Origin of the sequence: Granulicella mallensis MP5ACTX8 (assembly GCF_000178955.2) — a bacterium.
Classification (GTDB): domain Bacteria; phylum Acidobacteriota; class Terriglobia; order Terriglobales; family Acidobacteriaceae; genus Granulicella; species Granulicella mallensis.
Genome location: NC_016631.1, coordinates 5,034,870 through 5,058,733 on the forward strand (window position 1 = coordinate 5,034,870; position 23,864 = coordinate 5,058,733).

Sequence of the window (23,864 nt, forward strand, 5' to 3'; positions counted from 1 at the left end):
TTGGGAACCGAATGCGCTGTCCATCTTACTCATATCTCCTGCCCAGGGTTTGGCAGTGACCTTCCCCGCAGGATCGATACCTTGGTATTTGCGATGAAGTATCCTTCCTGAGACAGGAGACATGCACCCCGCATTCCCTCAGGAGCAAAAGACAATATGGCAACCATGCAGGTTTTCAGGAGGACTCGTGCCTTGGCACAAACCGGACTCATTCTCGCAGCGGGCACACTCGCCCTCGGCAACAGCGCAGCCGCACAGCAGCCTGCTGCCTTCGGGCCGTCGAACCCCTTCTACGCGCCCAGCACCCTGCCCTTCCAGGCGCCGCCCTTCGACAAGATCCACGATAGCGACTATCAGCCGGCGATCGAGGCCGGCATGGCCCAGCAGCGCGTGGAGATGAATGCCATCGCCAACGATCCCGCCGCGCCGACCTTTGAGAACACCATCATCGCGATGGAGCGGTCCGGGCAGCTGCTGGCCCGCGTCATGGGAGTCTTCGGCGGAGTCGCCGGTGCGAACACCAACCCCGATATCCAGAAGGTGCAGGAGATCGAAGCGCCCAAGCTGGCCGCCCATCAGGACGCCATCAATCTCGACAGCAAACTCTTCGCCCGCATCTCAACTCTCTACGAAAAGCGCGATGCCCTCAAGCTGGAGCCCGAGCAACTGCGCCTGCTGGAGTTCGACTACCGGCAGTTCGTCAAAGCCGGAGCCAACCTCTCCGAGGCCGACAAGACGAAGTTGAAGAAGCTGAATGAAGAGGAGTCGATCCTTTCGAACGCCTTCATCACCAAGCTGCTCGCGGCCACCAAGGACGCCGCCTACAGCACCACCGACAAGGCCGCACTCGCTGGACTAAGCGACGCCCAGATCGAGGCCGCGGCACTCGCCGCAAAAGACCGCAAGCAGAACGGATTCGTTATCCCTCTGCAGAACACCACCCAACAGCCTGATCTCGCCCAACTGACCAACCGCAGCACGCGGCAAGCCCTCTTCCAGAACTCGTGGACACGGGCCGAGCGTGGCGGAGCCAACGACACCCGCGACACCATCGCCCGCATCGCACAGATTCGCGCGCAGAAGGCGCAGCTCCTGGGCTTCTCCAACTATGCTGCCTGGAACCTGCAGGACCAGATGGCCAAGAACCCCGAGGCTGCACTCCACTTCATGGATGCTCTCGTCCCCGCCGCAACCGCCAAGGCTCAGAGCGAGGCCCAGGATATCCAAGCGCTGATCGACGCCCAAAAGGGCGGCTTCAAACTTCAGCCCTCGGACTGGGATCTCTACTCCGAACAGGTCCGCAAGGCGAAGTTCGATCTCGACCAGGCACAAGTGAAGCCGTACTTCGAACTAAGCCGCGTGCTGCAGGATGGCGTCTTCTACGCTGCGCATGAGCTCTACGGCATCTCCTTCAAGGAACGCAAAGACATCCCCGTCTATAACCCCGATGTGCGTGTCTTCGAGGTCTCGGACGTCAACGGCAAACCGCTCGCGCTCTTCTACTGCGACTACTTCAAGCGCGACAACAAAAACGGCGGCGCATGGATGGACGAGTTCGTCGGCCAGTCGAAACTGCTCGGCACACTGCCCGTGGTCTACAACGTCGCCAACTTCGCCAAGCCCGCTCCCGGTCAGCCTGCGCTCATCAGCTTTGACGACGTCACCACCATGTTCCATGAGTTCGGCCATGGCCTGCACGGCATGTTCGCCAACACGACCTATCCCAGCCTCTCCGGAACGTCAGTACCGCGCGACTTCGTGGAGTTCCCTTCCCAGTTCAATGAACACTGGGCAACCTACCCTCAGGTCTTCAACCACTTCGCACGCCACTACCAGACCGGCGCTCCCATGCCTGCGGAGTTAGTAGCAAAGATCAAGAAGGCCGCGACCTTCAACCAGGGCTACGCTCTCACAGAGATCCTCGCGGCCGCTGAACTCGATATGCAGTGGCACACGCTATCACCCACGGCTCCCATCCAGGTGCCCGACAAGTTCGAGCAAGAGGCGCTGGCACGTACGCACCTCGCATTAGAAACCGTTCCAACCCGCTATCGCTCCAGCTACTTTATGCATATATGGGGCAACGGATATGCGGCAGGCTACTACGCCTACCTCTGGAGCGAGATGCTCGACGACAACGCCTTCCAGTGGTTCGAAGACCACGGCGGCCTGACACGAGCCAACGGAGATCGCTTCCGCAACATGGTGCTCTCGCGCGGCAACACGGAAGACCTCGAAAAGATGTACTCAACCTGGCTCGGCGCGGAACCCAACGCCAAGCCTATGCTGAAATATCGTGGTTTGACCGCAGATAGCTCGGCACAGTAGTCGAGAAAACAACAAACTCCGCGAAGCGCATTCCGTGACGCTTCAGCGTTACGGAGACGGAGGGAGCCGTAGCCTTTAGGCTACGGAATAAACCTAGGCAAGAAATTGGGCTTTAGCCCTGGGCCGTTTGCCAATACAGGCAAGAGGCCTAGAGCTAAAGCCCACTCCCTTTGCGCCGTCGATTCAAGGTTGAAAACCCACGAGTGTCGCTTCTTCCGTTGTCTGGGATTATCCTGAGGCGGTGATCGACATAAACTTCAGCCAGAAGATTGGGTTGCGACGACTGAGCACCATAAGGTGGTGGTTATTCTGCCTTTGCCTAGTTTTGCCAACCGCCTGCGTTTCGCAGAGTGCCTCTGAGGGAACGAACACGCACCCGCGACAGCAATTTATCGCTGTTGCGCAGGACGTGAAACTTGAAGTTCTGGATTGGGGCGGTTCAGGACGCAATGTTGTCTTGCTTGCCGGAGGCGGAAACACCGCCCATGTGTATGCAAGTCTGGCACCCAAGCTCGCGATGCAGTTTCACGTCTTTGGAATCACGAGGCGCGGATCTGGCCAGTCATCTGCCCCTTCGAGCGGATACACCGCAAAACAGTTTGGAGACGATGTCGTAATCGTCCTCGACGCCTTGCACCTCACTGACCCGGTATTGGTTGGCCATTCGATCGCTGGCGAGGAAATGAGCGCGGTATCGAAATACCACCCTGGTCGTGTATCCGCATTGGTCTACCTTGACGCGGGTGGTTCGTTCGCTCTCTACAATCCCGAACACGGAGACATCGACACGGACAGGGTCGAGTTGCAAGAAGATCTCTCCAAGCTTGGCCACAACACCTTTGACGATGCGCTGATTACCAAAACGCTTGCCGACGAAACTCGTTATCGCCGCAACCTGCAGGATTTGCGTGATGAAGTTGAAGGTGCAGCAGCCCCTTCACCGACAGTAGCGGATCGCTCCAGCATCGCCTCATTTCAGAAATACTTCACTGGATATTATGGCGGTATCCTGCCTGAGGATGAAATAAGACAGCAGTACCAGATTACGGCGACCGGTGCGGTAGGAAACCGGATTGGACATCCGATACCCAACAAAGCCAATGAGATCGAAAAGGAACGATTTAGAGTTCTCGACACACGAGCACTTGTGATCATTCCATTTCCTGATGCATTTAACATCGGAGTCACACACGACCCGGCAAAACTGGCCGCGTACAAAGCTCAAGAGGCCAGTCGTAAGGAGGCGCAGATTGCAATATGGCGCAAACAGCCCAATGTGCAGATTGTAATGGTTCCGAATGTCACACACTATATCTTTTTGTCGGATGAGTCTGAGGTCATCTCGCTGATCACTCGGTTTGTAAATGACCTGCCACGAACTTCAAGACCCGATTGATCCCTGAGAACGCGCTCGTCACACTTGAAGTATGCACTCTGGCCATCGACATTCATGCATTGCTATATCAATGCCTCTACATAACTGGCCCCTTCAAATTACTTCTTCGTCGCGGCAACGGAATAGCCCTGCCACACATACTCCAAGGCTTCCGACAAGGTCTGCTGCTTCACAGCACGGTCCGTGTGCCCAGCGTTGCGGGCGAAGACAAACTGGTAGTGGTAGCCCTTCGCCGCCAGCACCCGCGCCATCTTCTCGTTAGCGACGACCCAGTCGTGCATCTCATCTCTCATAGCATTCGGATTGAGAAGGTCTCTGTCGCCTACTTCCATCCAGAGACGAATCGGCTTGACCGGAGTCTTGGCAATCAGGTGTTCGTGAAACTCCCACGCACCATGAGGAGTCTCCGGATGATATGGCCACTGCTGATTCACATAAGTCCCTGAATAGGTAAGAACGCGATGGTACAGCTCGGGGTGATACCACGCCATGATGAGAGCGCAGGAACCACCAGAGCTTCCGCCCATCGTCGCCCGGCCCTCGGGGTCTTTGGTCAGCTTCACGTTGTACTGCTTCTCCACGAGAGGCAGCACCTCCTTCTCGACGAACTCTGCATACCGGCCGGACATGGTGTCGTACTCCAAGCCGCGTTCGCTGCCCTGGGCATCTCCGCCGCCATTGCCGATAGAGATAGCGATCATCGCCGGAACCTTATGCTCTGCGATCAGATTATCCAATGCCAGAAACAAGGCCCGGTCCGGACCATCCGCGCCAACGATGAACGGAGCGGCCGTTCCCGGAACGTACTGTTTGGGAACATACACCGACACCTTGCGAACATAGGGAGCGGGATGGCTGGTCGTCACCATGAGCTTGCCGGGGTTAGCGGGATCGGCCGTGCCGAAGGTATTGGCGTCACGCGCTATGCCGGGATAGATCTTGCTATCCGCTGAGTTCATCGTGAACTCATACACTGTTCCCTTCGGCACGCCTGTCTGCTCGGCCATCTCCGAGGCATAGTTATGCGTCGGGCCGATGATAAAGTTTCCATCCGCATCTGCCGGCGGAAGAGTGCCATCGGGCAGTTCCGTAGCCGTGACGTAGCCGGGCGTATGGGGATCGCGAGTGGGTGGCGTCGGACGAGCCGGAGGAGTTGCAACCTGCGGTGTCTGGGCTATCGCCAGGCCTGCGCCCAGCGTCATGCTGATCAGGAACGTGCTGCTCAAAAGACGAAGCAAGGTAACTCCTTTGGATCTCGGTAAGCAAGACTGATTCAAACCGCAAGGAATATCTTGCGCTCGGATTTCAAGATTGTAGTAGATGGAGCTATCCAGAGGCAGACGGAGATTGATTCTGCCTTCTCAGGCAGAATCAATCCCAGAAACCTAATCGTCGTCTTTCACGATCAGATCGCCAGCATCGATCAGTGGACGGAAGCGATGCACCGGCGGGGGCATGGCCGAGTCCGTGCCCTTGACGCTCTTCCAGATAACCTCGTTCAGTGCATGCATCGGAGCGCGGTCGACATCGGAGAAGTCCATCTTCCGGCTCAGCTCCGCGCCGAAGTCACCCTTCTTGTTCTTCGCATTCACATCGATCAGGGGTTTGATCGCGTTGAACGGAGTCAGCTTCTCCTCGGTCCCGAAGGACGCGTACATCGGCATCGCCGCTGCGTCGTACTGGCTCATCGGCGGCATTCCCAGCAGCAGCTCGATGGACCGCACCATCGAACTCGTCGAGTACAACGTGCTGTCCACGACATCCCGTTTCACGTACGGACTGATCACCAGTCCGATGGTGCGCCGGGCATCCACATGGTCCGGTCCATCCTGACCATCGTCCTCGATGATGAAGATCGCCGTGTTGGGCCAGTAGCGGCTATGGCTCACCGCATCCACCAGTTGGCCGATCGCGTAATCGTTATTTGCAACCATGGCACGCGGGGTAAAGGCGTTGGGGGCCGTTCCCCGGGTGTGATCTTCCGGCATGCTCATCACGATAAAGTTCGGAAGACGCTTATTGGGATCGGTGCTGTCGTAGTTGTCCTCATACTCCTTGAACTCGCGCAGAAAGACGGCGGTCCTGTCCGTATCGCGCGCAAGATTGAGCGGCAGGTAGTCCTTGGCTACATGCCCCACCAATCCACTCGCACCGGGAGACGCATCCATCGTCGTGCCTGTGCTGGCTCGGGCGGCAAACTCACCATACGACCGGTAGGTCAGCCCCTTGCGTGCCGCCAAATCCCACAGGTGCCCGGCGGAAGGAACCTCGGCACGCGACACCTCCGTAGAACTGCGCCCTGCATACGATGGCGGCCAATAGCGCTCGTTGAAGTCTGTGGCATAGGCGGAGTTCGACCACGAGTGCCCATCGACGCTGACCTCGCCATCGCAGTACAGGTTGTCCAGCACCACATACTGCTTCGCCAACGCATGCTGATTCGGTGTTATCTCTTCGCCAAAGATCGTCAGGCGGGGGTCGCCGTTGGCCCCCTTGATATCGCCAAACACCTGGTCGTAGGTTCGGTTCTCCTTGATGATGTAAATCACGTGCTTGATCGGCGTTTCAACGCCAACCTCGCGCGGCAGAATCGTCGCCTCCTTCGAAGGCCTCGCCTCGGACAGCAGAGAGTCGTTGTACGGCGTATTCTCAACCACCTCATGCGTCCACTTCGGCAGCTGTGTCTTCAGATTCTCTACGGACAGCACCTCAATGCTGCTCGCCTGAAGAGTCTTTACGCTAACGTCGCCATCGCGAGTCGACGCCAGCGGACTCAGCGGTCCCTTCACATCCGGGTGTCCTTCTTCCCCCTTCGAATTGCCGATATACAGAGTGTTGTTCTTCTCCGCCAGAGCCAGGGACGACGGATACCATCCCGTTGGAATGAACCCAATCACCGCGCTGTGTTCGGGCACGGCAATTCGTATCACCGCAATCGAGTTGTTATCCGCATTCGCCACGTACAGCAGCTTCCGTGTGTTATCGATCTCGATGGCATCCGGCGTCGATCCCTCCGGCGCCAGCGGAGTCAGCGTCGTCGACAGCCGTTCCACAACCTCAAGCGTCTTCGTGTCGATCACATGGATCGTATTGTCGTTGGAGCACGCTACAAATAGCCGTCCGTCCGACGCCAGCTTCATGTCGTTCGGATTCATTCCAACGTGCAGGGTACGGATGACCTTGTTCGTCTCCGTGTCGATCACACTTACGCTCTCGCTGGCCCAGTTCGAAACGAACAGCCGCTTGCCATCCCTGGTCAGCACCGTGGAGTAGGGGTTGATCTCCACTGGAATACGCGTCACGATCTGACGGGTCTTTGCGTCGAACACCACCACATTGCTGGGTCCACGTCCCGTTCCGCGGTTTGCCGCATAGATCAAGTGTCTGCCGGGAAGATACGCCACACCGGCCCACCACACAGCCTTGGGATCTATGGTCTCTGCCAGTTCGCCGGTCGGCTTCTCACTCAGTCGCCCGTCCCTGTAGGCAAACTCATAGATCGGGGCCATACCGTAGTCAGCCTTTCGGGAGCCCGTCGAATTGCCTCCCGAAACATAAAGCGTGTGTCCATCCGACGACCACGCCATCCCCAGCCATGTCGTCCTGAGCGGAATCTCCTGCACCAGCTTCCGGGTCTTCACGTCGATCACATCAATCCCGTGCGGCTGGAATCCCGAATGCGATGCCACGACGATCTTTCCATCAGGTGACGTCACCTCATTCAGAACCAGATCCCCAACCTCCGCAATCGTCTTGCCCGCCGGAGTGATCCTCCATCCATTGGGAAGATTGGAACCACTTTCCGTGTGCTTCGGGATCTCCTGGGTCGCCGCACCAACAGCGTGCCCCGTTGCGCTTCGTGGCTGGACTGCGGAAGTCTGCGCAACGGATACCAGGCTAAAACAGGCGATCAACATCAACGTAGTAACAGGGCGAATCAAAGACATATTCTCTCCAGATACCTTCATCACAATGCGGGCGCAAATCGTTGGGCCATCGTCTTACGGCCTTATCAATTGCGCATGATAATGCATTCACATGAATCGCCGAAGAAGCACCTTGCCCGCAGGACATTCTCCTCATCCCAAAAGAAAAGGGGCGAGGAGAGTTCATCTCCTCGCCCCTGAAAGAACTGGCAACAAGCCTAGAAGTCGAGTCTAAGAGCTGCCTGTCCAGTGCGGTTCCCTGCGTTCTCTGCCGTCTGAGGCCCTGTCAACTGCCCAAAGAGCGAATTGTCGATAGCCGTGACAGGAGGCGCAAAGTTCGTGTGGTTCAACACGTTTGTAAAGGTCGTCTCGAAGCGTGCATGCAGTTTCTCAGTGATCTGGAACCGCTTTGCCACACCAAGGCTTACCGTTGCCGTTCCAGGCCCCTGAAGGATTCCGACGCCTGCATTACCGAAGCGTCCAGCGCCTGCCGGAGTCGCAGCAAAAGCTGCGGGGTTGAAGTATTGCGTCCGCGATTGTCCCTTGTAGAAATCAGATGAAATAACGTCGGGACGAAGCTGCGCACTGCGATTGACTACATTGGTGTTCGACTGATCGGCCGAACCGCTGATGCTCGGCGTAAGCCAGGGTCCCGTCTCGAGCAGGGTGATCGTCGTCAGATCCCATCCACCAAGGAAGGCGTCCATCAAGCGGCTTGTATTCATGAACTGCCGTCCTTTGCCGAACGGAAGTTGGTAGACGCCCGTCAACAACATGCGATGACGACGGGTACCCTCGACGTTTCCGAGATTCTGTTTCACATGAAAGCGGTCGGCAATGGGAAGCCCATAGTTGACCTCTCCCGCAAATGCAGTCGGTGTATCGCCCTGGTTGTCGGCCTCATTGTTGGCATACGTGTAATTCGCATCCACGTAGACGCCGTGCTCCATACGATGAGTCGCTTGCAGCTCGAATGCACGATAATTGTCCTCACCTGCATTGAAGGTGCTCAACAGGGTCGTCCAGTTTTGATAGGGAGCGCGGCTATCCACAAAGGGGCCAGCCGTTCCAGCCGCAGCACTGTCATAGGGAGTTGTGCTGGCAGGAATCTGATTGAGATCCTCTGTAATGCTCAACCGGTACGAGTGCATACCAACATAGCTTGCACGAAGCGACGTCGCGTTCGATAGTTGCCGCTCTACGGTCACGTTCCACTGGTTCGACTGAGGATCGCGGAAGTTGGGATCAACTCCCTGATCAAGCCCGCCACCACCATACACCGGGCCACCAGACGTGGGGGGCGCGGTGTTGGGGAAGAGGATTTGCGGAGTATTCACTCCGGCCGTATTGCTGTTCGAGTAGACGTGCAGACTCGAAGTTGGATTGCCGCTATTGTTGAACGAGAGAGGCCCCAGGTTCGTCATCGTATAGATACCGAAGCCGGCGCGAACGACAGTCTTCGTATCGTTGAATGGGCGATATGCAACGGATACCCGCGGCTGGAAGTTTCCTTTGTACGTATTGCGCAGGCTTTGCGGCAGACCATCCTGGCTCGCAGTTACATACTTAGTGCAGGGCAGCCCCGGAATGTTGAGATTACAGGCGTTGAACGATTGCTGGAAGGCAAGGTTCGAGGACGTAATATTCTGACTCGACAGGTAGGCTGCCAGGGCATCGGGAACGACGATCGAGTTATTCCGCTGATCGAAGTTTGCGAGATTGCCGCCATCCTCCTGGAAGCCGGGAAGAACCTGCCAGCGCAGGCCATAGCTGAGTGTCAGGCGGCTGCTTACTTCGAATTCATCCTGAGCAAAGAAACTATATTGCGTGGCAGTTCCGCCGACATCCGGACTGGAGACAGCGAAATCAAGAGTCGTTGGAGCTCCTTCAAGGAAGTCGCCAAATGAGTTCCCGGTAAAGTAGTCGTTCGGTCCCTTTCCAAAGCTCGGCTGGAAGATGAAATTACCGAAGTCGTCCGAGGCGAACTGTGGAGCAAAGCTCTCCAGGTCGAAGTAGCGTACGCGGCGGATGTCAATCCCACCCTTCACAGTATGCTTGCCGAATGTGTAGGTGAGATTGTCGCTGAACTGCGTCGTCTTGGACTGCGTGACGCCTGCCTTGTCTCTGCCAATGGTTGGAAACGGAGTGCTGGCGCTGAAGTTGAATGTGGGAAACGCATGCGTCAACAGATGCTGACTGATATTGACGCCAGTCAGGTCTAACTCGCTCAGTGCGGTCGAGCCCTGGATCGGGAAGTTGACGCTGGTGATCACATTCGTGAAGCCGTAGCGAAACTCATTCAGCAGCTTCGGGGTAATCGTATAGGTGTGCGAGACCAGCAAGCTCCGGTTGTGAACGGAGTCCACATCGTTCGGCAGGAATGGGTTCGCGAAGTCTGAGGTAATATTCTTGCGGCTAAAGCGCGCATAGGCCGATTGCTTGGACGAGATTGTCTGGTCGATGCGTATATCGGCACCGTCGGTGCTGGCCGGAGTCGATTGGAAGTTCTGATAGTTAATGTTCTGCGTCTGGTTGGTAGCACCCGCTACGTTCGGCAACGGATAGAAAGCAAGCAAAGCCTTTGCCGTTGGATTGATCTGGGTCGGCGAAATGGTAGGACCACCGATATCCGCGAGATTTCCACTTCTGTCGGCCAGGGTTGGCACTACAAATTGCTGGAGCACTGCGGTGCTGCGGCGATTACCCTCATAATCCACAAAGAAAAATGTCTTATCGTGCCCATTGTACAAATGCGGGATAACAACCGGGCCATTGAACGAGCCGCCAAACGTATTGAATTTCTTTGGTGCCTTTCCACTGAAGCCATAGGGAGAGGCATCGAGAGCCTGGTTCTGCAGATACTCGAAGAGGCTCCCGTGATACTGGTTGGTTCCGTTCTTTGTCGTAAACGTTACGTCACCGATTTGGGAAAACTCCGCGCTGTTATTGAACGCAGTTACCTTGACCGCGGCAATTCCCTCCTGCGACGGGTAGGCATCCTGCAGTGCTCCGTTCTGACGCACGTTGGCCGTCGAAATACCATCGACCGAGAAGTTCACCATGGAAGAACTCGCGCCACCCAGTGCAATATTGCCCGAGCTGTCTGTCTGAACATTGGGAGACAGCGCAAGAGAGCCCAGAGGGCTCGTGGTCGTCGCGCGATTGTTCAGAGGCAACTGGGTCATCTCGATGTTGGTCTTCGAGTCGCCGATGCTCGCATTCTCCGTATTAATCAGATCGGCTGCGCCCGACACTTCCACGGTCGTCGCCTGTTCCGCGACCTTGAGCGTGGCGGCAAGCCTCAAATCCTGGCGAGCCTCCACCGAAATTCCGGATACCACCGTGTCAGCAAATCCTTCACGATGAGCACGCAAGCTATATTTTCCGGCTTTAACGTTCTCAAAGATAAAGTCGCCGGAGGCATCGGTTTCGATGCTGCGATCCGTATTTTCGTCGGTGCTGTGCAGTACGATCTGCGTATTCGGAATGGCCGCGCCGGTCGCATCCTGGACCGTTCCTCTGACGCTTCCGAAGGTTGACTGTCCCCGTGCAACGACAGTGGCCATCAGAAGCAAGCAGCAGGTGACGATCGGAAGGAATCGGTAAAACCTGCGTTGCGAAGAAGAACCCCGCCTCTGGGCGTTTTTTTGCCGGGCATTGCCCTGGACCTGACCCTGCGGAAAGCCGTCTGCATTGGACGCCTTCACTGCGCTGGGGCTTATGTTTGGAAGAAGGCCTCTAAGAAAGTTCACGTTGAATCACCTCATAATGTCGAAAAAGACCGACACTTTCAGTGAATCGCGGAAGCAATTTTCGACGCATAAGCAGTTTCTTAATGCTTTCCTGATTACTGTCTTCCTATAGTCGAAGATGGGATACCTCAATGTTTGCCAGACCAATTCGCCTTGTTCTCCGCAGGATTGCGGCTGGCAGCAGCGCTGCAGCGCTGCTCACGTTTCTCGCCTTTCGCCTTCATTTCAACCTCTCGGCGGCAACGTCGGTCCACTTCCTGCTGATGTCGGTCATTGCGCTTCGCTGGGGGTTTCTCGAAGCCAGCATCGTGTCCATCCTCTCGGTTGCCTGCCTCGACTATTACTTCACGGACCCTATCTTTGCGTTCTATATAAGGGACTCCCATGACTGGATAGCCCTCGCCACCTTTGAGGTCGCAGCGCTTCTTGTCAGTAGGCTCTCCAACCAGATGCATCGCCACGCACGCGAATCGGAGCTGCATCAGGCTCACCTGCAGAAGCTATATGCCTTGAGCCAGCACATTCTGCTCCTCGACCGCGAAGGAGCCGTGGAACAGCAACTCGTTCACATCATTCGTTCCAGCCTGCAAGTCGAAGGGATAGCGCTATGGAACGGCTACGACCTGCATATGTACAAGAGCGGCACCTGCAACTTCGACGACGATCAAGTTCGGTCCAGCTTTCACATGGAGGCAGACAGCGACGATGCGAGTACAGGCATCTCCCGGCGGGTCCTGCGCTCAGGAACACGAGCCATCGGGGCATTTGCTTTATGTGGGCATTCGTTGGACACAACTTCCGTCAATGCGGCAGCTTCACTTGTCTCTGTTGCGATAGAGAGAGCCCGTTCGTTTTCGACTGAAGCGAATGCCGTAGCCGCCCGGCAGACCGAACAACTTCGTTCCGCCATATTGGATGGTATGGCGCACGCCTTCAAGAGCCCACTCACCACCATCCGCACTTCAAGCTCCGGTTTGCTTGCGATGAATACCCTCTCCGGAACTGAGAAAAAACTAGTCGGCTTAATTGACCGGCACGCCAGTCACCTGAACGATCTCGCGAATCATTTGCTCCTGACAGCCAAGCTCGATAGCGGCGATATCAAGGTAAACCGCGAGGAGATTGACCTCTCCCAACTCGTGGAGAACAGCATCGAATCTTCTTCCCAGGAGCTGGACGGCCATGCGGTCGAGATCCGCGTAACAGAGCGCCCCAGAATCGTATATGCAGACCGAAAGCTGCTTCAGATGGCGCTCTTACAGATTCTCGACAATGCCGTAAAGTACGGACGGCCCGGTTCTCCAGTGCTCATTGCAGTCGAAAAAGAAGGAGCAGAACTGGTCATCGCCATCAGGAATGAAGGCTCTTTTATTCCACCGGAAGAGAGAGAAAAGGTCTTTCAGCGCTTCTATCGTTGCTCAGGCTCCATTCGAACAATATCGGGAACGGGGATTGGCCTCTCCGTCGTCAGGCGCATTGCCGAAGCACATCAAGGGAGAGTATGGGTCGATAGCGATGTCGAGAATGGAACAACCTTCTCCATCACCCTGCCGAGCCTGGCCTTAGAGGGATAGTTATGGATCAGAAAAGTAAAGTACTCGTGGTAGAGGACGATGCAGGTATCCGGCAGAGCCTGTTCGAGACACTGGGAGCTCTGGGATTTGCAGTCGGAGAAGCTAGCAACGGAGAAGATGCGATGTTGCGTCTCCGGATGGTCAACTACGATGCCGTGTTACTCGACATCAATATGCCTGGAATGGGTGGCAAAGAAACATGCCGCAGAATCTGCCAAAGCTATCCGCATCTTCCTGTCGTGATGCTCACCGTGCGCGATGAGGAAGATGACATCGTTGAAGCTTTGGACGCCGGCGCCTTTGACTATGTCACGAAGCCCTTTCAGATCCGCGAGCTTACGGCAAGGTTGAGAGCCGTCATTCGTCGCAGCCACATCCCGGTAGCTAACCCGGAGATCATTATCGTAATCGGAGAGATCACTCTGGATACAGATCGCCGCCGAGTAGAAAAGAGAGGCGAAGACCTTCATCTCACTCCGAAGGAGTACGAGACTCTTCGCTATTTAATGGAACATGCCGGACGCCCCGTTCGTCATGAACGAATCTTGACCGCCGTTTGGGGCTCGGCCTATGGCAACGAACGCGAATACCTGAGAGTGATCATCAATCAGCTCCGCAAGAAGATTGAAGACGATCCCGCACGTCCCCTCTATATCCTGACCGAAAGCTATATTGGTTACCGCTTTCGCGAGAAATAAAGTACGGCAGCAAATGACTGTCACTTCTAATCCCGGATAGCCTTAGAGATTCTGGACGTCGATAGAACGATCTTTCCAGTGCCTCGTGTAATTTTCAAGCGAAGAGAAGCTGCGAGCGTGCATTCGGTCGATATAAAGCGTGCCGTGCAGATGGTCGATCTCATGCTGCAGAATACGCGCATACCATCCTGAGGCTTCGATGACCCGAGGCTCTCCTCGGTGATCGAGACCTGTAACTCGTACCTCTTTCGCCCTGGGCACCAGCGCGGTAAAACCAGGCAGGCTCAAACAACCCTCAAAGAACGTAGCAGTCGATTCTCCACGAACCTCAAGGACCGGGTTCACAAGAACGTGGAATGGAACTGCGGCTCGTCCGCGTTCCTTCATCTCTGCTTCAGTAAGATTTTTGTGGTATTCAGCTTTGTCTTCGATGACAGCGAGCTGCAAAGACTCTCCAACCTGTGGAGCGGCGAGTCCTACTCCGGGAGCATCGCGGACGGTCTCCCTCATGTAATCAATCAGGTTCTGAATCGAAGGACTCAGGATCTGTTCCTTCGACAACATCTGCGAGGTAGCTCGCAGGACCGGCTCTCCAACAGTCACAATCTTCAAACGCATCTTCGGTTACCTTCGCAACGCGAGTATACCTTTGACGCGGGCCAGGATTCCTGGCCTCACCCCTGTACCTGCAGAACAGGCTTCGGCATCGGACCGTAAAAATCCCGTCCGATGCCGAAGCCTATTTTTCCTTACCGACCCATGCTCTTCAACCGAATCAGCCCTGCAACCAGTGCATCAACGTCCTCTGCGTTGTTGTAGAGAGCCAGCGACGGACGCACTGTCGTCTCCACACCGAATCTACGCAGAGTCGGCTGTGCGCAATGATGGCCTGAACGTACCGCAATGCCCTCACGGTTGAGCGCCGCGCCGACCTCCTCGGTACGGAACCCGTCGAGAACAAAGGAGAGCACACCAGCCTTCTCCTTCGCGGTACCGATGAGCCGCAACCCTGGTACCGTCAGCAGGCCCTGGGTCGCATAGACCAGGAGCTCATGCTCGTAGCGTGCGACGTTTGCCATACCCAGTTGATCCAGGTAATCAATGGCCGCACCGAGGCCGACAGCATCGGCAATGTTGCCCGTGCCGGCTTCAAAACGCGACGGTGGTGGCTGATAGATCGTCTTCTCGAACGTGACGTCGACGATCATGTTGCCACCGCCCTGCCACGGCTGCATCTCCGCCAACGCATCCGGCTTGCCGTAGAGCACACCGATACCAGTCGGCGCGAACACCTTGTGGCCGGAGAAGACGTAGAAATCGCAATCGAGCGATTGCACGTCAACGGGCATGTGCGACACAGCCTGTGCGCCGTCCACAAGCACGCGTGCTCCGTAGCGGTGGGCCATCTGCACCATCTGGTGCGCCGGAGTAATCGTGCCCAGCGCATTCGACACCTGGGTCAGAGACACAAGCTTGGTCTTAGGCCCAAGCAGCTTTTCGAACTCGTCGAGAAGGATCTGGCCATCATCGTCGACTGGTGCTACGCGCAGGCGCGCACCCTTCTCCGCAGCCAGCATCTGCCAGGGAACGATATTGGCATGATGCTCGATCCAGGTGATGACAATCTCATCTCCCTGCTCGATGTGACGGCGACCCCAACCCTGCGCTACCAGGTTGATCGCTTCCGTCGCACCGCGAACGAAGACGATCTCCTTGCTGGAGGGGGCATTGAGGAAGTGGGCTACCTTATTGCGCGCATCCTCATAGGCATCGGTTGCGCGTGCAGCGAGTTCATGCGCAGCCCGATGAATATTGGAGTTCTCGTGCTCGTAAAAGTACGAGAGGCGGTCGATCACACTCTGCGGCTTCTGTGTCGTCGCAGCATTGTCCAGCCAGATGAGCGGCTTGCCGTTCACCTTCTCCTGCAGGATGGGAAAGTCGCGGCGCACAGAAGCGATATCGAACTGGCGACGCGGCAGATTTAAATCAGGCACGGCTTCAGAATGAAGCGCAGGCATACGGTTCGCAGAAGAAGCCTCTACAGGCTTGACCTGCGTACCAGCGCCTTCCAGAAAATAAAACGAAGGAGCCGACGGAGGTACAGGCGTTGCGGATTCTCCTATCGATTCGGCCGAGCCCGGAAACAAGGGTTCGAAGGAAAGAAAGGAGGTATTGAACTCCGGCAATGGCATTGAAAACGGAGACACCAGGGCATCCGGAGTGGCATTCCGTGGAACGGACTGACCGAACCTGTTCCCCGAGGAAAGCTCGGCAGGAACAAAAGAGAACGCCGTCATCGGAGATACAGAGGAGATCCCAGGCATTCCCGGAGCACCGGGAAACCCGGCAGCACCCGCTTCACCGGGGAGTTTATCCGCGGCAGGCACAGCAGGGATCGAAGGCAGCGATGCCCCAAACTGAGGCATCACCGTCTCGAAACGAGGCTCTACAACAGGCATCTCAGGAGCAGACGGGGCCGCAAAAGAAGACGGCTGTCCAGGGAGCGCACGAAAGAACTCGTTCGCCAATTGGGCGATTGCCGCGACATCCGGCAATGCGCCCGCGGACGGGCTGCTCATCTCGTTCATACGGAGAGAATCGCCCGCATTTCCGATCTGGTCCCGCTCACTTGTACTCATGATAATGTCCGACCTCTACGTTTTCGAGCACTCCAAGAGCATCCGGAGTCAGTACGGCCGCTGAGCAATAGAGTGAGATCAGGTACGAAGCAATCGAGTTGCGATCGATACCCATGAAACGCACGGAAAGGCCCGGAGTCTGCTCACCTGCAAGTCCAGGCTGGAACAGGCCGATCACTCCCTGCTTCTTCTCGCTCGTGCGCATCAGCATGATATTGGTCTTGCCCGCAGCATCGACGGCCAGCTTGTCCGAGGGGACCAGGGGAATTCCGCGCCAGGTAAGGAACGGCGAGCCGAACATGGTCACCGTCGGAGGAGGAACTCCGCGGCGTGTGCACTCACGTCCAAAAGCGGCAATGGCGCGAGGATGAGCCAGGAAGAACGCGGGCTCTTTCCAGACCAGCGACAGCAGCTCATCCATATCGTCGGGGGTAGGCGCTGCCTTGCGGGCCTTGATCTTGAACGAAGGATCGACGTTATTCAGCAAGCCATATTCGGCGTTGTTGATCAGTTCGCTCTCCTGCCGCTCTTTCACCTTCTCCACCGTCAGCCGGAGCTGCTCGCGAATCTGGTCATGGGGACGGCTGTAAAGATCGGAGACGCGGGTATGTACGTCCACGATGGTAGAGATCGAGCTCAGCGTGTACTCCCGCGACTTTTCAACATAGTCGACAAAGGTTGCGGGTAGCTTCCGCTCGTCACGCGCACCGCAGGCAACTTCAATCTCCGTTTCGTTATTGACCTGGTTGACACGATAGGTACCAGACTCTACCGGCGTCCAGGAGAGAAGCTGCACGAGCCAGCGGGGCGTAATCGCCGCTAACTGCGGAACGGTCTTCGTTGTGTTGGCTAACTGGCGTGCTACTACATCGCCTACTGTACGACGGGTCTCATGTGTGGCCACGGTCTTACTCCTTTGATTTCGTCTTGCTCAAAAAATGGATGAATGCGGCCGAAGCTTCACTAAAAGTCCCCGTCGACCGCATAAGAAACGCCCGTGCCCTGAGGCAGCGCGGCATTCCTGTGTCACGCCCTTGATCATAGCCAGCCCGGCAGGCGGCTGGAATGAGCGATCTATGGTATTTGCCGGTTTCTGCTTTAGAAAGAACTGGACAGCCATACATTTTCCGCATAATGTGAGGGAACCATCTACGATGGCCTTTGAGCACATCTGCCGAAGAGAGAAGCCACACGCACCGCTATCATCGTCCGTGTGAAGGAGAGCGAGCATGACTGGAGTGCCGTCGTCGGGCATCGACGACATCGATTGCGAGATTCTGGCAGAGCTGCAAGACAATGCGCGCATTGCGTTTGCAGAACTCGGTCGCCGCGTAGGCTTGTCGACCCCGGCGGTCATCGAGCGGGTTCGCCGGCTTGAGGAAAAGCAGGTGATCGTTGGCTATCGCACGCTCGTAGATCCCTCTAAAGTGGGGCTCCCCGTACGCGCCTTCGTTAAAGTGACGGTAGCCGGCGACAAGCTCGCTAAGTTCTCCGCCCTGGTTCGCAAACTACCCGAGGTGCTGCAGTGCCACCGCGTTACCGGCGCCGAGTCCTTCATGGTACAGATAGCTGTCCGCGATATGACCCACATGGAAGAGGCCATCGACTCCATGATGCCCTACGTCGCAACCAACACCTCGATGATTCTGGCCTCCCCCGTTCCCTGGAACAGCATCCTGCCGGCAGCCCGTTACGGCCGAAAGCCGCGCCCAGATAAGGCTGGCAACACCTAGTGTGGTGAGTCGTTATTTCGTTGAAGAACCAGCGCTACCCATAGCGCGAAGCGCATCCCGTGACGCTTTAGCGTCGCGGGATGGAGGGTAAGGGAGGCAATCGCCTTTAGGCTACGGAATAAGGGCCACGCAAGAATTGGGCTTTAGGTAGTGTCTGACGAATCGGAGCTGCCGGCTCTTGTCCCTGTGGCTGCTTTTTGTTGTCGTCTTTGCCCCGCCGATTGCCTTTGCTTTGAAGGGGCGGGACTTCAGTCCCGCCGTCTCTGCACTGTTGTTCGTGTGGCTTTAGCCACGGAGGGAATGCTCGCTTGGCAAAGAGCCTCTCCATGGCGCTTCAGGGAATCACTCTTCGACGGGAAACAGCGGTAAACCACAGATTCCGGCCGCAGTCCGTGCCGTAGAGCAGCGTCTTTGAATCGTCTTCCCATCCCGGCTGAATCTGGTTGCAGGGCTCATCGGCAATACGCTGCGTCGCACCGGTCATCTGGTTGCGAAGCCACAGGTTCCATATGCCCTGATCGAAGTGGCTATAGGCCATCCATCGTCCGTCCGGAGAGATCGCCGGATAGCGCGACTCCCCAAGTGCAAGCGGAATGTTCTCGTGCATTGCATCACGGAGATAGACCTGCGGCGGACGCCCATATTCGACAGCAGAAAAGGCGTACTCCTTCTCCGAACGGAAAGAAGCTTCGTAGACATTCAATGACGATGGCGTGAGTGCGGACTCGCCTGCAGCAGCCGGCTCAAAACCTCTTCGCACCATCAACTGCCCTCGACCACGATCGTCGCGCACAAAGGCAAGACTCTGCGCGTCAGCAGAGAGCATCGGATTGCGTGCATCATCAACGATGACACGGGACGGGTCCTGCACATTGACGATCTGAGAATGCCGGTTCCTTACCCTCTCCACCAGAACTTTCTCGGGCTGGACATTCCCGAGACTACTGGTGAAAGAAAGATCGTCGTCCGGAGAATCAGTAGAAGGATCGTTCCACACCTCAGGCTGGTTCTCCGTCACCAACCGGTATCCCGCGGATGTAAACGTGATGTAACGTACGCCCGACCCCGCAGGCTGTGCGTCTGCGTTGAGGAACCCCTGCGCCTGCAGCGGCAATCGGTAGGCATACTCCTGCCGCACGGCGCGTTCCCGATGAAGAGTAGAAAACACCGTGAAGACTACAGCCACAGCCATCGCGGCACCCCAGGCATAGCGACTCCAGTCCTGAACAGCATCTCTGGCCGGACGATCACGCCACAGCAACAGATAGATCCCTGCAAGCAACGCCAGCATCAACGGAAGTCGCGGCCCATATAGCAGAACCAATAACCCCGTCGCCCGGTGCGGGGCTGCTATGGGAAATCCGATACCGAAGTAAACCACCAGTAAAGCAGCCAGCCACCCATACCACCCATGCCGCAAGAGCTTTGCAGCTAACACACAGACCGGCAGAACCATCAGCACAAAGTTGTACGACGCCGGAACCGTGGAGATAGCCAGAGACGCGGTCACCAGCGCCGACCATTCCAGCAAGATTCGATCGCGTGTGTTGTCGCCCCTGCGGATGAGCAGCACCGCAGGCGCCAGCGTCAGCATCTGCAGTACAGGCAGCAGGGCGAAGCACAGCGGAGAATCATGCCACGGATGCGGGTTCCACTGCGGCTCAGAGAGAAACAGATAATGCAGCACGCTGGAGAAAGAAGCCACTGGAATATAGGGCGGCAGGGCCTCGCCATGCATTGTCCAGGGCAGAATCTCGTGCAGGTAGGTGCGATGCACGTTCCAGCCGAAGACTGCGACGGATACAGCAGCAGCGGCCAGCCCGGTAACTACTCCCGAGATCAGGGCGCGCCAGGATCTGCGCTGCAGGAAGAAAATAAACAAGAGAACGGGAAAGATCTTGCAGGCCGCGGCAATCGCTATCAAAGCACCGGCCCAGGCATAGTACTTGCGCAGGTAGGCCCAGCACGCCGCAACGATCAACAGGATCAGGAGCACATAGAACTGTCCAAACTCCAGGTTGCGATACAGTGGAACACTCACTGCGAAAGCCAACGCAATTCGCTGATAGGTCAATCCGGTCATTGACCTCAGCAGCCAGCAAAGCGGAATCAGGAACGCCAGGCTCAGAAGTATCCAGACATGTTTGGCTGTAAGAGGGGCGAGCCGCGTGAGCGGCCACATCACCAACGTCGAAAAGGGTGTGATGGGGACCAATCCGATGACACGAGCATCGACAGCACGATGGTCCTTCTCGCGCTGCAGCCAGTCCCACTCGTACATACGGGAGGTGTCAAAGCCCTCGTGCGCCAGCCGGGCCGCAGTATAGTAGTTGGGAAAATCCGTAATCAGGCTGCGCCATGCTCGCGGCAGCGTGTGGGAGCAAACGTAAAGAACGAGCAGGAATAGAAGGCCACGCTCGGCCCAGCGGATAATGCGATGGTCCGGCGAAAGAGTCAAGTGTGGCCTACCTAGGTCGACAATTGTACAGCTTTCACCGAGAACTCAGGCCCCAAAAGGTCAGGCCCGCGGACTCTTGTAGTTCAGCGAACATACGCATCGCTGACAAATGGGATCCTCTTCAACATTCAACGACGCTCGAAACTGCTGTGCTTCTTCGCTATTGATCACTTGCTCCAGGGTCTGATCCAGAGTGTTCCCAATGCTCTTGTGAAAGAAACACGGCCGAACAGAACCGTCCACTTCCATAACAGCCGATACCCACGGAGCATTGCATTGCGGAGAGACCGGAGGTATCTCCCCAAGCTGCTCTTTAAAACGGCGAACAATGCGTCTCAACTTTCCCTGTGATTCGACAATATACTTCGACTGGATATCCTCGGCATTTTCCTGAATCAGCGATTCGACCTCGCTTTCCAGCGCCTGCACCTCCTGCCGAGTAAGAGCAATCTGGTTCTGCTTCTCCCCTGGCCAAATGAGCTCCCGGTTGAAAGCCTGCGAGGTCACGTCCGCCGCCAGGAACGAGATGGAGTTCAATGACAGCCCCTTGGCTCCCGCCACGGTCTGCCGCAGCAGGAGATGGCTTGCTTTCTGCACCGTGCTGCGGCCATGGATGGGCATCTCGGCCTTTATCCGTCTTACGGCCTGGATGCCTTCGCCGATCAGTCGATAGGCGCCTTTCACCCTTCGCACCTGGTCATGCACTTCTTCGGGTCCATCGATAGAGATGATGATCTCATCGACCCCTTCCGCTATCGCTACTGCCTTCTTCGCCAGCAGTAGTCCCGTCGTAAGCAGGGTGATACGCACACCGCAGTCTCTAAGAAAACTGCATAAGCCTTCGAAGTTGCGATGGAGCAAGGCTTCTCCGCCAGTAAGAACAACCTCCTGGACACCGAGTTGCAGGATCGATTCGCGATGGCGCGCGAAACCTACCAGGTCAAGCTCCTTGCCATCTTTCCGCTGCCAGATATCGCACATCACGCATCGGCAGTTGCAGTGCTCGTGAACGTTCAACAGAAGAATGGGCAACCGGACAATTCGGCTTCCGGACAATTCTTTGCCGTTCGATCCGGGCACAGAAACGATATTTTCAGCGGCTGTTTGAGTAGACATACCCGGCCTCCATCCCTGCTGGAATACGAATCGATCTACCCCCCAGGCAGACCCCATCGACACCCAACACCTCTTCAGCCGCACTCAAAAGCTCTTTCACCGGCGCACGCAGCCACCGCATGGTCCCGTCAATCCACAAGGGCTCCATTCCCTTCTTTACGGGTAGGGGCAAGCGTTCGTAGACCTTTTCCGAAGCAAGCTGGACGCAGCCCCCAAGCATGACGAACTCCACGTCATTCAGGGAAAGCATCTTCAGTCTATCGGCTGCGTCGCGATTCGTATCTCGAACAGCCATCAGGTCTCCTCTACCGGATACTCTTATCGTTCCCTCCGCCTCTCGCAGCCGCAGAATCGCAGCGGGAGCTTCTGTCACCATGCGATAGGCAGCCTGGGACGAGAGGTCGCAGGAACGCATGGCAAAACGTACTTCATCCAACAGGTCGCCTTCTGCGGTCAATGGTGAATCATTCCCCAAAGCAACGTTACTGATATCCCCAAGCAGAGACAGATCTGGAAGCTTTCCAAAAAGAAAGTCATTGGAAGAGGGGCAGACGATAAGCGAGGCCCGGCGCTGCTGCATGAGCTCAACACCACTACGATCGATCGCCAGTCCATGCACCAGGACAGCTCGGTCATCCAGAACTCCAAGCCGATCGAGCTCCCAAAGCTCCTCCCGTGCCTTCTCATCTACACCCTCACAAGCATGCACAATAAAGGCACAGCCTTCAGGCGTAGCCGCACGCGCAACACGAAGATCGCCGCCGAAAGCCAAAGAGTGTCCCCAACCATATTGCGCGACCACTCTTACCGGAAAGTCCTCTCTCTGCAACTCAGCCCAGAGAGGGTTGTGATGGCTTACCGTTGTTACTCCGCAGAGAAGATTGCGTATCCCTCCCCACCAAAGACGCACCTCTTTGGGAACAGACCGATGCTTTGCAATAACATCGGAAAACTCGCTGAGAATCTCTGTCCCCCAATCGATATAACTCCGATAGGGTGGTCTTGCCAGCCTGGGGTAAAGAGCGAATTCCAGGTGGTCGTGCGCGTTAACAAGGCCAGGCATCACCAGGAAACCACTGAGGTCAATCTCGACGCAGTCCGGCGACGCAATCGCCAAAGAAGACGAATCGCTCAGGATACGAGTGACTCGTCCGTCGGCGATCTGTAGGGAGGCGTACGTAGTCTCCTGCGGCCCGATGGCGCAGCGTCCTCCATGAACGACTACAGGGCTCGGTTGACTTCCTGTGAAGTAGTCCATCATGCATTCTTCCGCGCTGCATAAATACGAAACCGGGAAGGCTCGCGCTTCTGGCGTAACTTCGCTACGAGGGGGCGCATCGCCCACTTGAAGCCGTAGTAAGGAGAATGGATCGTCCATTGAATGGACAGCTGCTCTTCGAGAAGCTGCAGTCGCTCGTCTGTAAGATATTCAAGGCTCTTGATAGAGTCCGAAGCGGTTCCATAACGCCGGGAAAAGGCGGCATGCCGTTCAGACACCATCTGCCTGCCACTCTCGTCACGGGAATACCAGGGTGTATCGCTGATAATGACCAGGCCACCCACTCGGACACACCGGAGTGCCTCCCGAAGAGTAGTCACGTAGTCTTCGGCATAGTGAAAAGAGGCGTTGAAGATAACGGCATCAAACTGTTCGTCCTGGAACGGCAGGTTTGTGGCTTCCGCCTGGAATCGCGGAAAGAGTTCAGGCAGATATTTTTGATAATGTGCGGCGGCTCCGAGACCATCGCGATCGTTCGCCAGCAAGTCGACCGCAAGCGGACGATACCCGGCAAGCGCCAGGCGATAGCTCATCCAACAATTCCCTGAACCAAGATCCAGAATCCTTCCGCCGCTATCCTCGGGAATTCTCTGCAATATATGTTTCGTCAGATAGTCATAGCTGCGTGCTCGGATATCCCATTGCTTGCTGTTGCTTCCGGTAGCGTCTTTGTAAGGGAGACCAAGATAGAAGTCTTCCTTTGTGCTGCCTCTGCCTTCCGCAGCTCTTATACGCTCGTAATCTTCCATGAAGCGTGCGTAATGCGCGACTCGTTCCGGCGGAAGGGCATGTACGATTCCGTGCTCGAGCTGCATTCGAAAGCCGCACGACATACAGTCCAGGCCACGCAGGTCTATCCGGCAGCGAGGGCACTGCAGGTGCATGTCGAAGTGGAAGACAGGGTCAATGGTGTCACTGGCTGCGTCTTTTTTTACTAGACTCATGACTACACCTTCTCCAGATGC

At 56.4% G+C, this 23,864-nt stretch carries 15 protein-coding genes; 5 read left to right on the plus strand and 10 right to left on the minus strand.

Annotation, left to right across the window (positions count from 1 at the left end):
• The first annotated feature begins 192 nt into the window (after positions 1–192).
• On the plus strand, positions 193–2,328 hold the full coding sequence (gene dcp, locus ACIX8_RS19645) for a peptidyl-dipeptidase Dcp (protein ID WP_014267133.1): 2,136 nt from the start codon (positions 193–195) through the stop codon (positions 2,326–2,328).
• A gap of 409 nt (positions 2,329–2,737) precedes the next feature.
• A complete protein-coding gene (locus ACIX8_RS24830) occupies positions 2,738–3,724 on the plus strand; it encodes an alpha/beta hydrolase (protein ID WP_190273705.1) in 987 nt (328 codons plus the stop codon).
• A gap of 98 nt (positions 3,725–3,822) precedes the next feature.
• On the opposite strand, the gene ACIX8_RS19655 is transcribed toward ACIX8_RS24830, so the two are convergent.
• The 3 genes from ACIX8_RS19655 to ACIX8_RS19665 all read right to left on the minus strand — a co-directional run bounded on the left by ACIX8_RS19655 (position 3,823) and on the right by ACIX8_RS19665 (position 11,216).
• The gene (locus ACIX8_RS19655) at positions 3,823–4,962 is read right to left on the minus strand and encodes an alpha/beta hydrolase (RefSeq protein ID WP_014267135.1); all 1,140 of its coding nucleotides are present in this window, start codon (positions 4,960–4,962) and stop codon (positions 3,823–3,825) included.
• A 147-nt stretch (positions 4,963–5,109) separates the two neighbouring features.
• The gene (locus ACIX8_RS19660) at positions 5,110–7,671 is read right to left on the minus strand and encodes a bifunctional YncE family protein/alkaline phosphatase family protein (protein WP_014267136.1); all 2,562 of its coding nucleotides are present in this window, start codon (positions 7,669–7,671) and stop codon (positions 5,110–5,112) included.
• Between the two features lie 197 nt (positions 7,672–7,868).
• Positions 7,869–11,216 (minus strand): carboxypeptidase-like regulatory domain-containing protein, encoded by a 3,348-nt coding sequence (locus ACIX8_RS19665; protein WP_150110680.1) that lies wholly within the window; start codon positions 11,214–11,216, stop codon positions 7,869–7,871.
• 317 nt (positions 11,217–11,533) lie between these two features.
• Between ACIX8_RS19665 and ACIX8_RS19670 the strand changes: the two genes are divergently transcribed.
• The gene (locus ACIX8_RS19670; protein ID WP_014267138.1) at positions 11,534–12,976 is read left to right on the plus strand and encodes a sensor histidine kinase; all 1,443 of its coding nucleotides are present in this window, start codon (positions 11,534–11,536) and stop codon (positions 12,974–12,976) included.
• 2 nt (positions 12,977–12,978) lie between these two features.
• Entirely contained in the window at positions 12,979–13,674 is a 696-nt protein-coding gene (locus tag ACIX8_RS19675) for a response regulator transcription factor (protein WP_014267139.1), read from the plus strand.
• 42 nt (positions 13,675–13,716) lie between these two features.
• On the opposite strand, the gene def is transcribed toward ACIX8_RS19675, so the two are convergent.
• From def to ACIX8_RS19690, 3 genes are all read right to left on the minus strand, one after another.
• Positions 13,717–14,292, minus strand: coding sequence for a peptide deformylase (gene def, locus ACIX8_RS19680; protein ID WP_014267140.1), 576 nt, complete (start codon positions 14,290–14,292; stop codon positions 13,717–13,719).
• Between the two features lie 131 nt (positions 14,293–14,423).
• Complete coding sequence (locus ACIX8_RS19685) at positions 14,424–16,313, minus strand: family 2A encapsulin nanocompartment cargo protein cysteine desulfurase (RefSeq protein ID WP_014267141.1); 1,890 nt, start codon at positions 16,311–16,313, stop codon at positions 14,424–14,426.
• Positions 16,300–17,217 carry a family 2A encapsulin nanocompartment shell protein gene (locus tag ACIX8_RS19690; protein WP_014267142.1) on the minus strand — a complete coding sequence of 306 codons (918 nt, stop codon included), beginning with the start codon at positions 17,215–17,217 and terminating at the stop codon, positions 16,300–16,302. Before ACIX8_RS19690 ends, ACIX8_RS19685 begins: the two co-directional genes overlap by 14 nt.
• Before the next feature lie 325 nt (positions 17,218–17,542).
• On the opposite strand from ACIX8_RS19690, the gene ACIX8_RS19695 reads away from it, so the two are divergent.
• On the plus strand, positions 17,543–18,046 hold the full coding sequence (locus ACIX8_RS19695) for an Lrp/AsnC family transcriptional regulator (protein ID WP_014267143.1): 504 nt from the start codon (positions 17,543–17,545) through the stop codon (positions 18,044–18,046).
• Positions 18,047–18,380: 334 nt separating this feature from the next.
• On the opposite strand, the gene ACIX8_RS19700 is transcribed toward ACIX8_RS19695, so the two are convergent.
• Genes ACIX8_RS19700 through ACIX8_RS19715 form a run of 4 tightly spaced genes read right to left on the minus strand, consistent with a single transcriptional unit; the run spans position 18,381 to position 23,843 of the window.
• Positions 18,381–20,504, minus strand: a complete 2,124-nt coding sequence (locus ACIX8_RS19700) for a glycosyltransferase 87 family protein (RefSeq protein ID WP_014267144.1) — start codon at positions 20,502–20,504, stop codon at positions 18,381–18,383.
• Positions 20,505–20,564: 60 nt separating this feature from the next.
• Positions 20,565–21,620, minus strand: a complete 1,056-nt coding sequence (locus ACIX8_RS19705) for a radical SAM protein (protein WP_014267145.1) — start codon at positions 21,618–21,620, stop codon at positions 20,565–20,567.
• Positions 21,598–22,881 carry an amidohydrolase family protein gene (locus ACIX8_RS19710; RefSeq protein ID WP_014267146.1) on the minus strand — a complete coding sequence of 428 codons (1,284 nt, stop codon included), beginning with the start codon at positions 22,879–22,881 and terminating at the stop codon, positions 21,598–21,600. Before ACIX8_RS19710 ends, ACIX8_RS19705 begins: the two co-directional genes overlap by 23 nt.
• Positions 22,878–23,843: a class I SAM-dependent methyltransferase gene (locus ACIX8_RS19715; protein ID WP_014267147.1), complete on the minus strand. Its 966-nt coding sequence runs from the start codon at positions 23,841–23,843 to the stop codon at positions 22,878–22,880. Before ACIX8_RS19715 ends, ACIX8_RS19710 begins: the two co-directional genes overlap by 4 nt.
• Positions 23,844–23,864 lie beyond the last annotated feature (21 nt).

What these genes read in the sequence shown, in the direction of transcription:
- ACIX8_RS19675 (WP_014267139.1), top strand. Translation starts at nt 12,979, where the DNA reads ATGGATCAGAAAAGTAAAGTACTCGTGGTAGAGGACGATGCAGGTATC.
- ACIX8_RS19715 (WP_014267147.1), bottom strand. Translation starts at nt 23,843, where the DNA reads ATGAGTCTAGTAAAAAAAGACGCAGCCAGTGACACCATTGACCCTGTC.
- ACIX8_RS19670 (WP_014267138.1), top strand. Translation starts at nt 11,534, where the DNA reads ATGTTTGCCAGACCAATTCGCCTTGTTCTCCGCAGGATTGCGGCTGGC.
- ACIX8_RS19660 (WP_014267136.1), bottom strand. Translation starts at nt 7,671, where the DNA reads ATGTCTTTGATTCGCCCTGTTACTACGTTGATGTTGATCGCCTGTTTT.
- ACIX8_RS19710 (WP_014267146.1), bottom strand. Translation starts at nt 22,881, where the DNA reads ATGATGGACTACTTCACAGGAAGTCAACCGAGCCCTGTAGTCGTTCAT.
- def (WP_014267140.1), bottom strand. Translation starts at nt 14,292, where the DNA reads ATGCGTTTGAAGATTGTGACTGTTGGAGAGCCGGTCCTGCGAGCTACC.
- ACIX8_RS19685 (WP_014267141.1), bottom strand. Translation starts at nt 16,313, where the DNA reads ATGAGTACAAGTGAGCGGGACCAGATCGGAAATGCGGGCGATTCTCTC.
- ACIX8_RS19695 (WP_014267143.1), top strand. Translation starts at nt 17,543, where the DNA reads ATGACTGGAGTGCCGTCGTCGGGCATCGACGACATCGATTGCGAGATT.
- ACIX8_RS19705 (WP_014267145.1), bottom strand. Translation starts at nt 21,620, where the DNA reads ATGTCTACTCAAACAGCCGCTGAAAATATCGTTTCTGTGCCCGGATCG.
- ACIX8_RS19665 (WP_150110680.1), bottom strand. Translation starts at nt 11,216, where the DNA reads ATGGCCACTGTCGTTGCACGGGGACAGTCAACCTTCGGAAGCGTCAGA.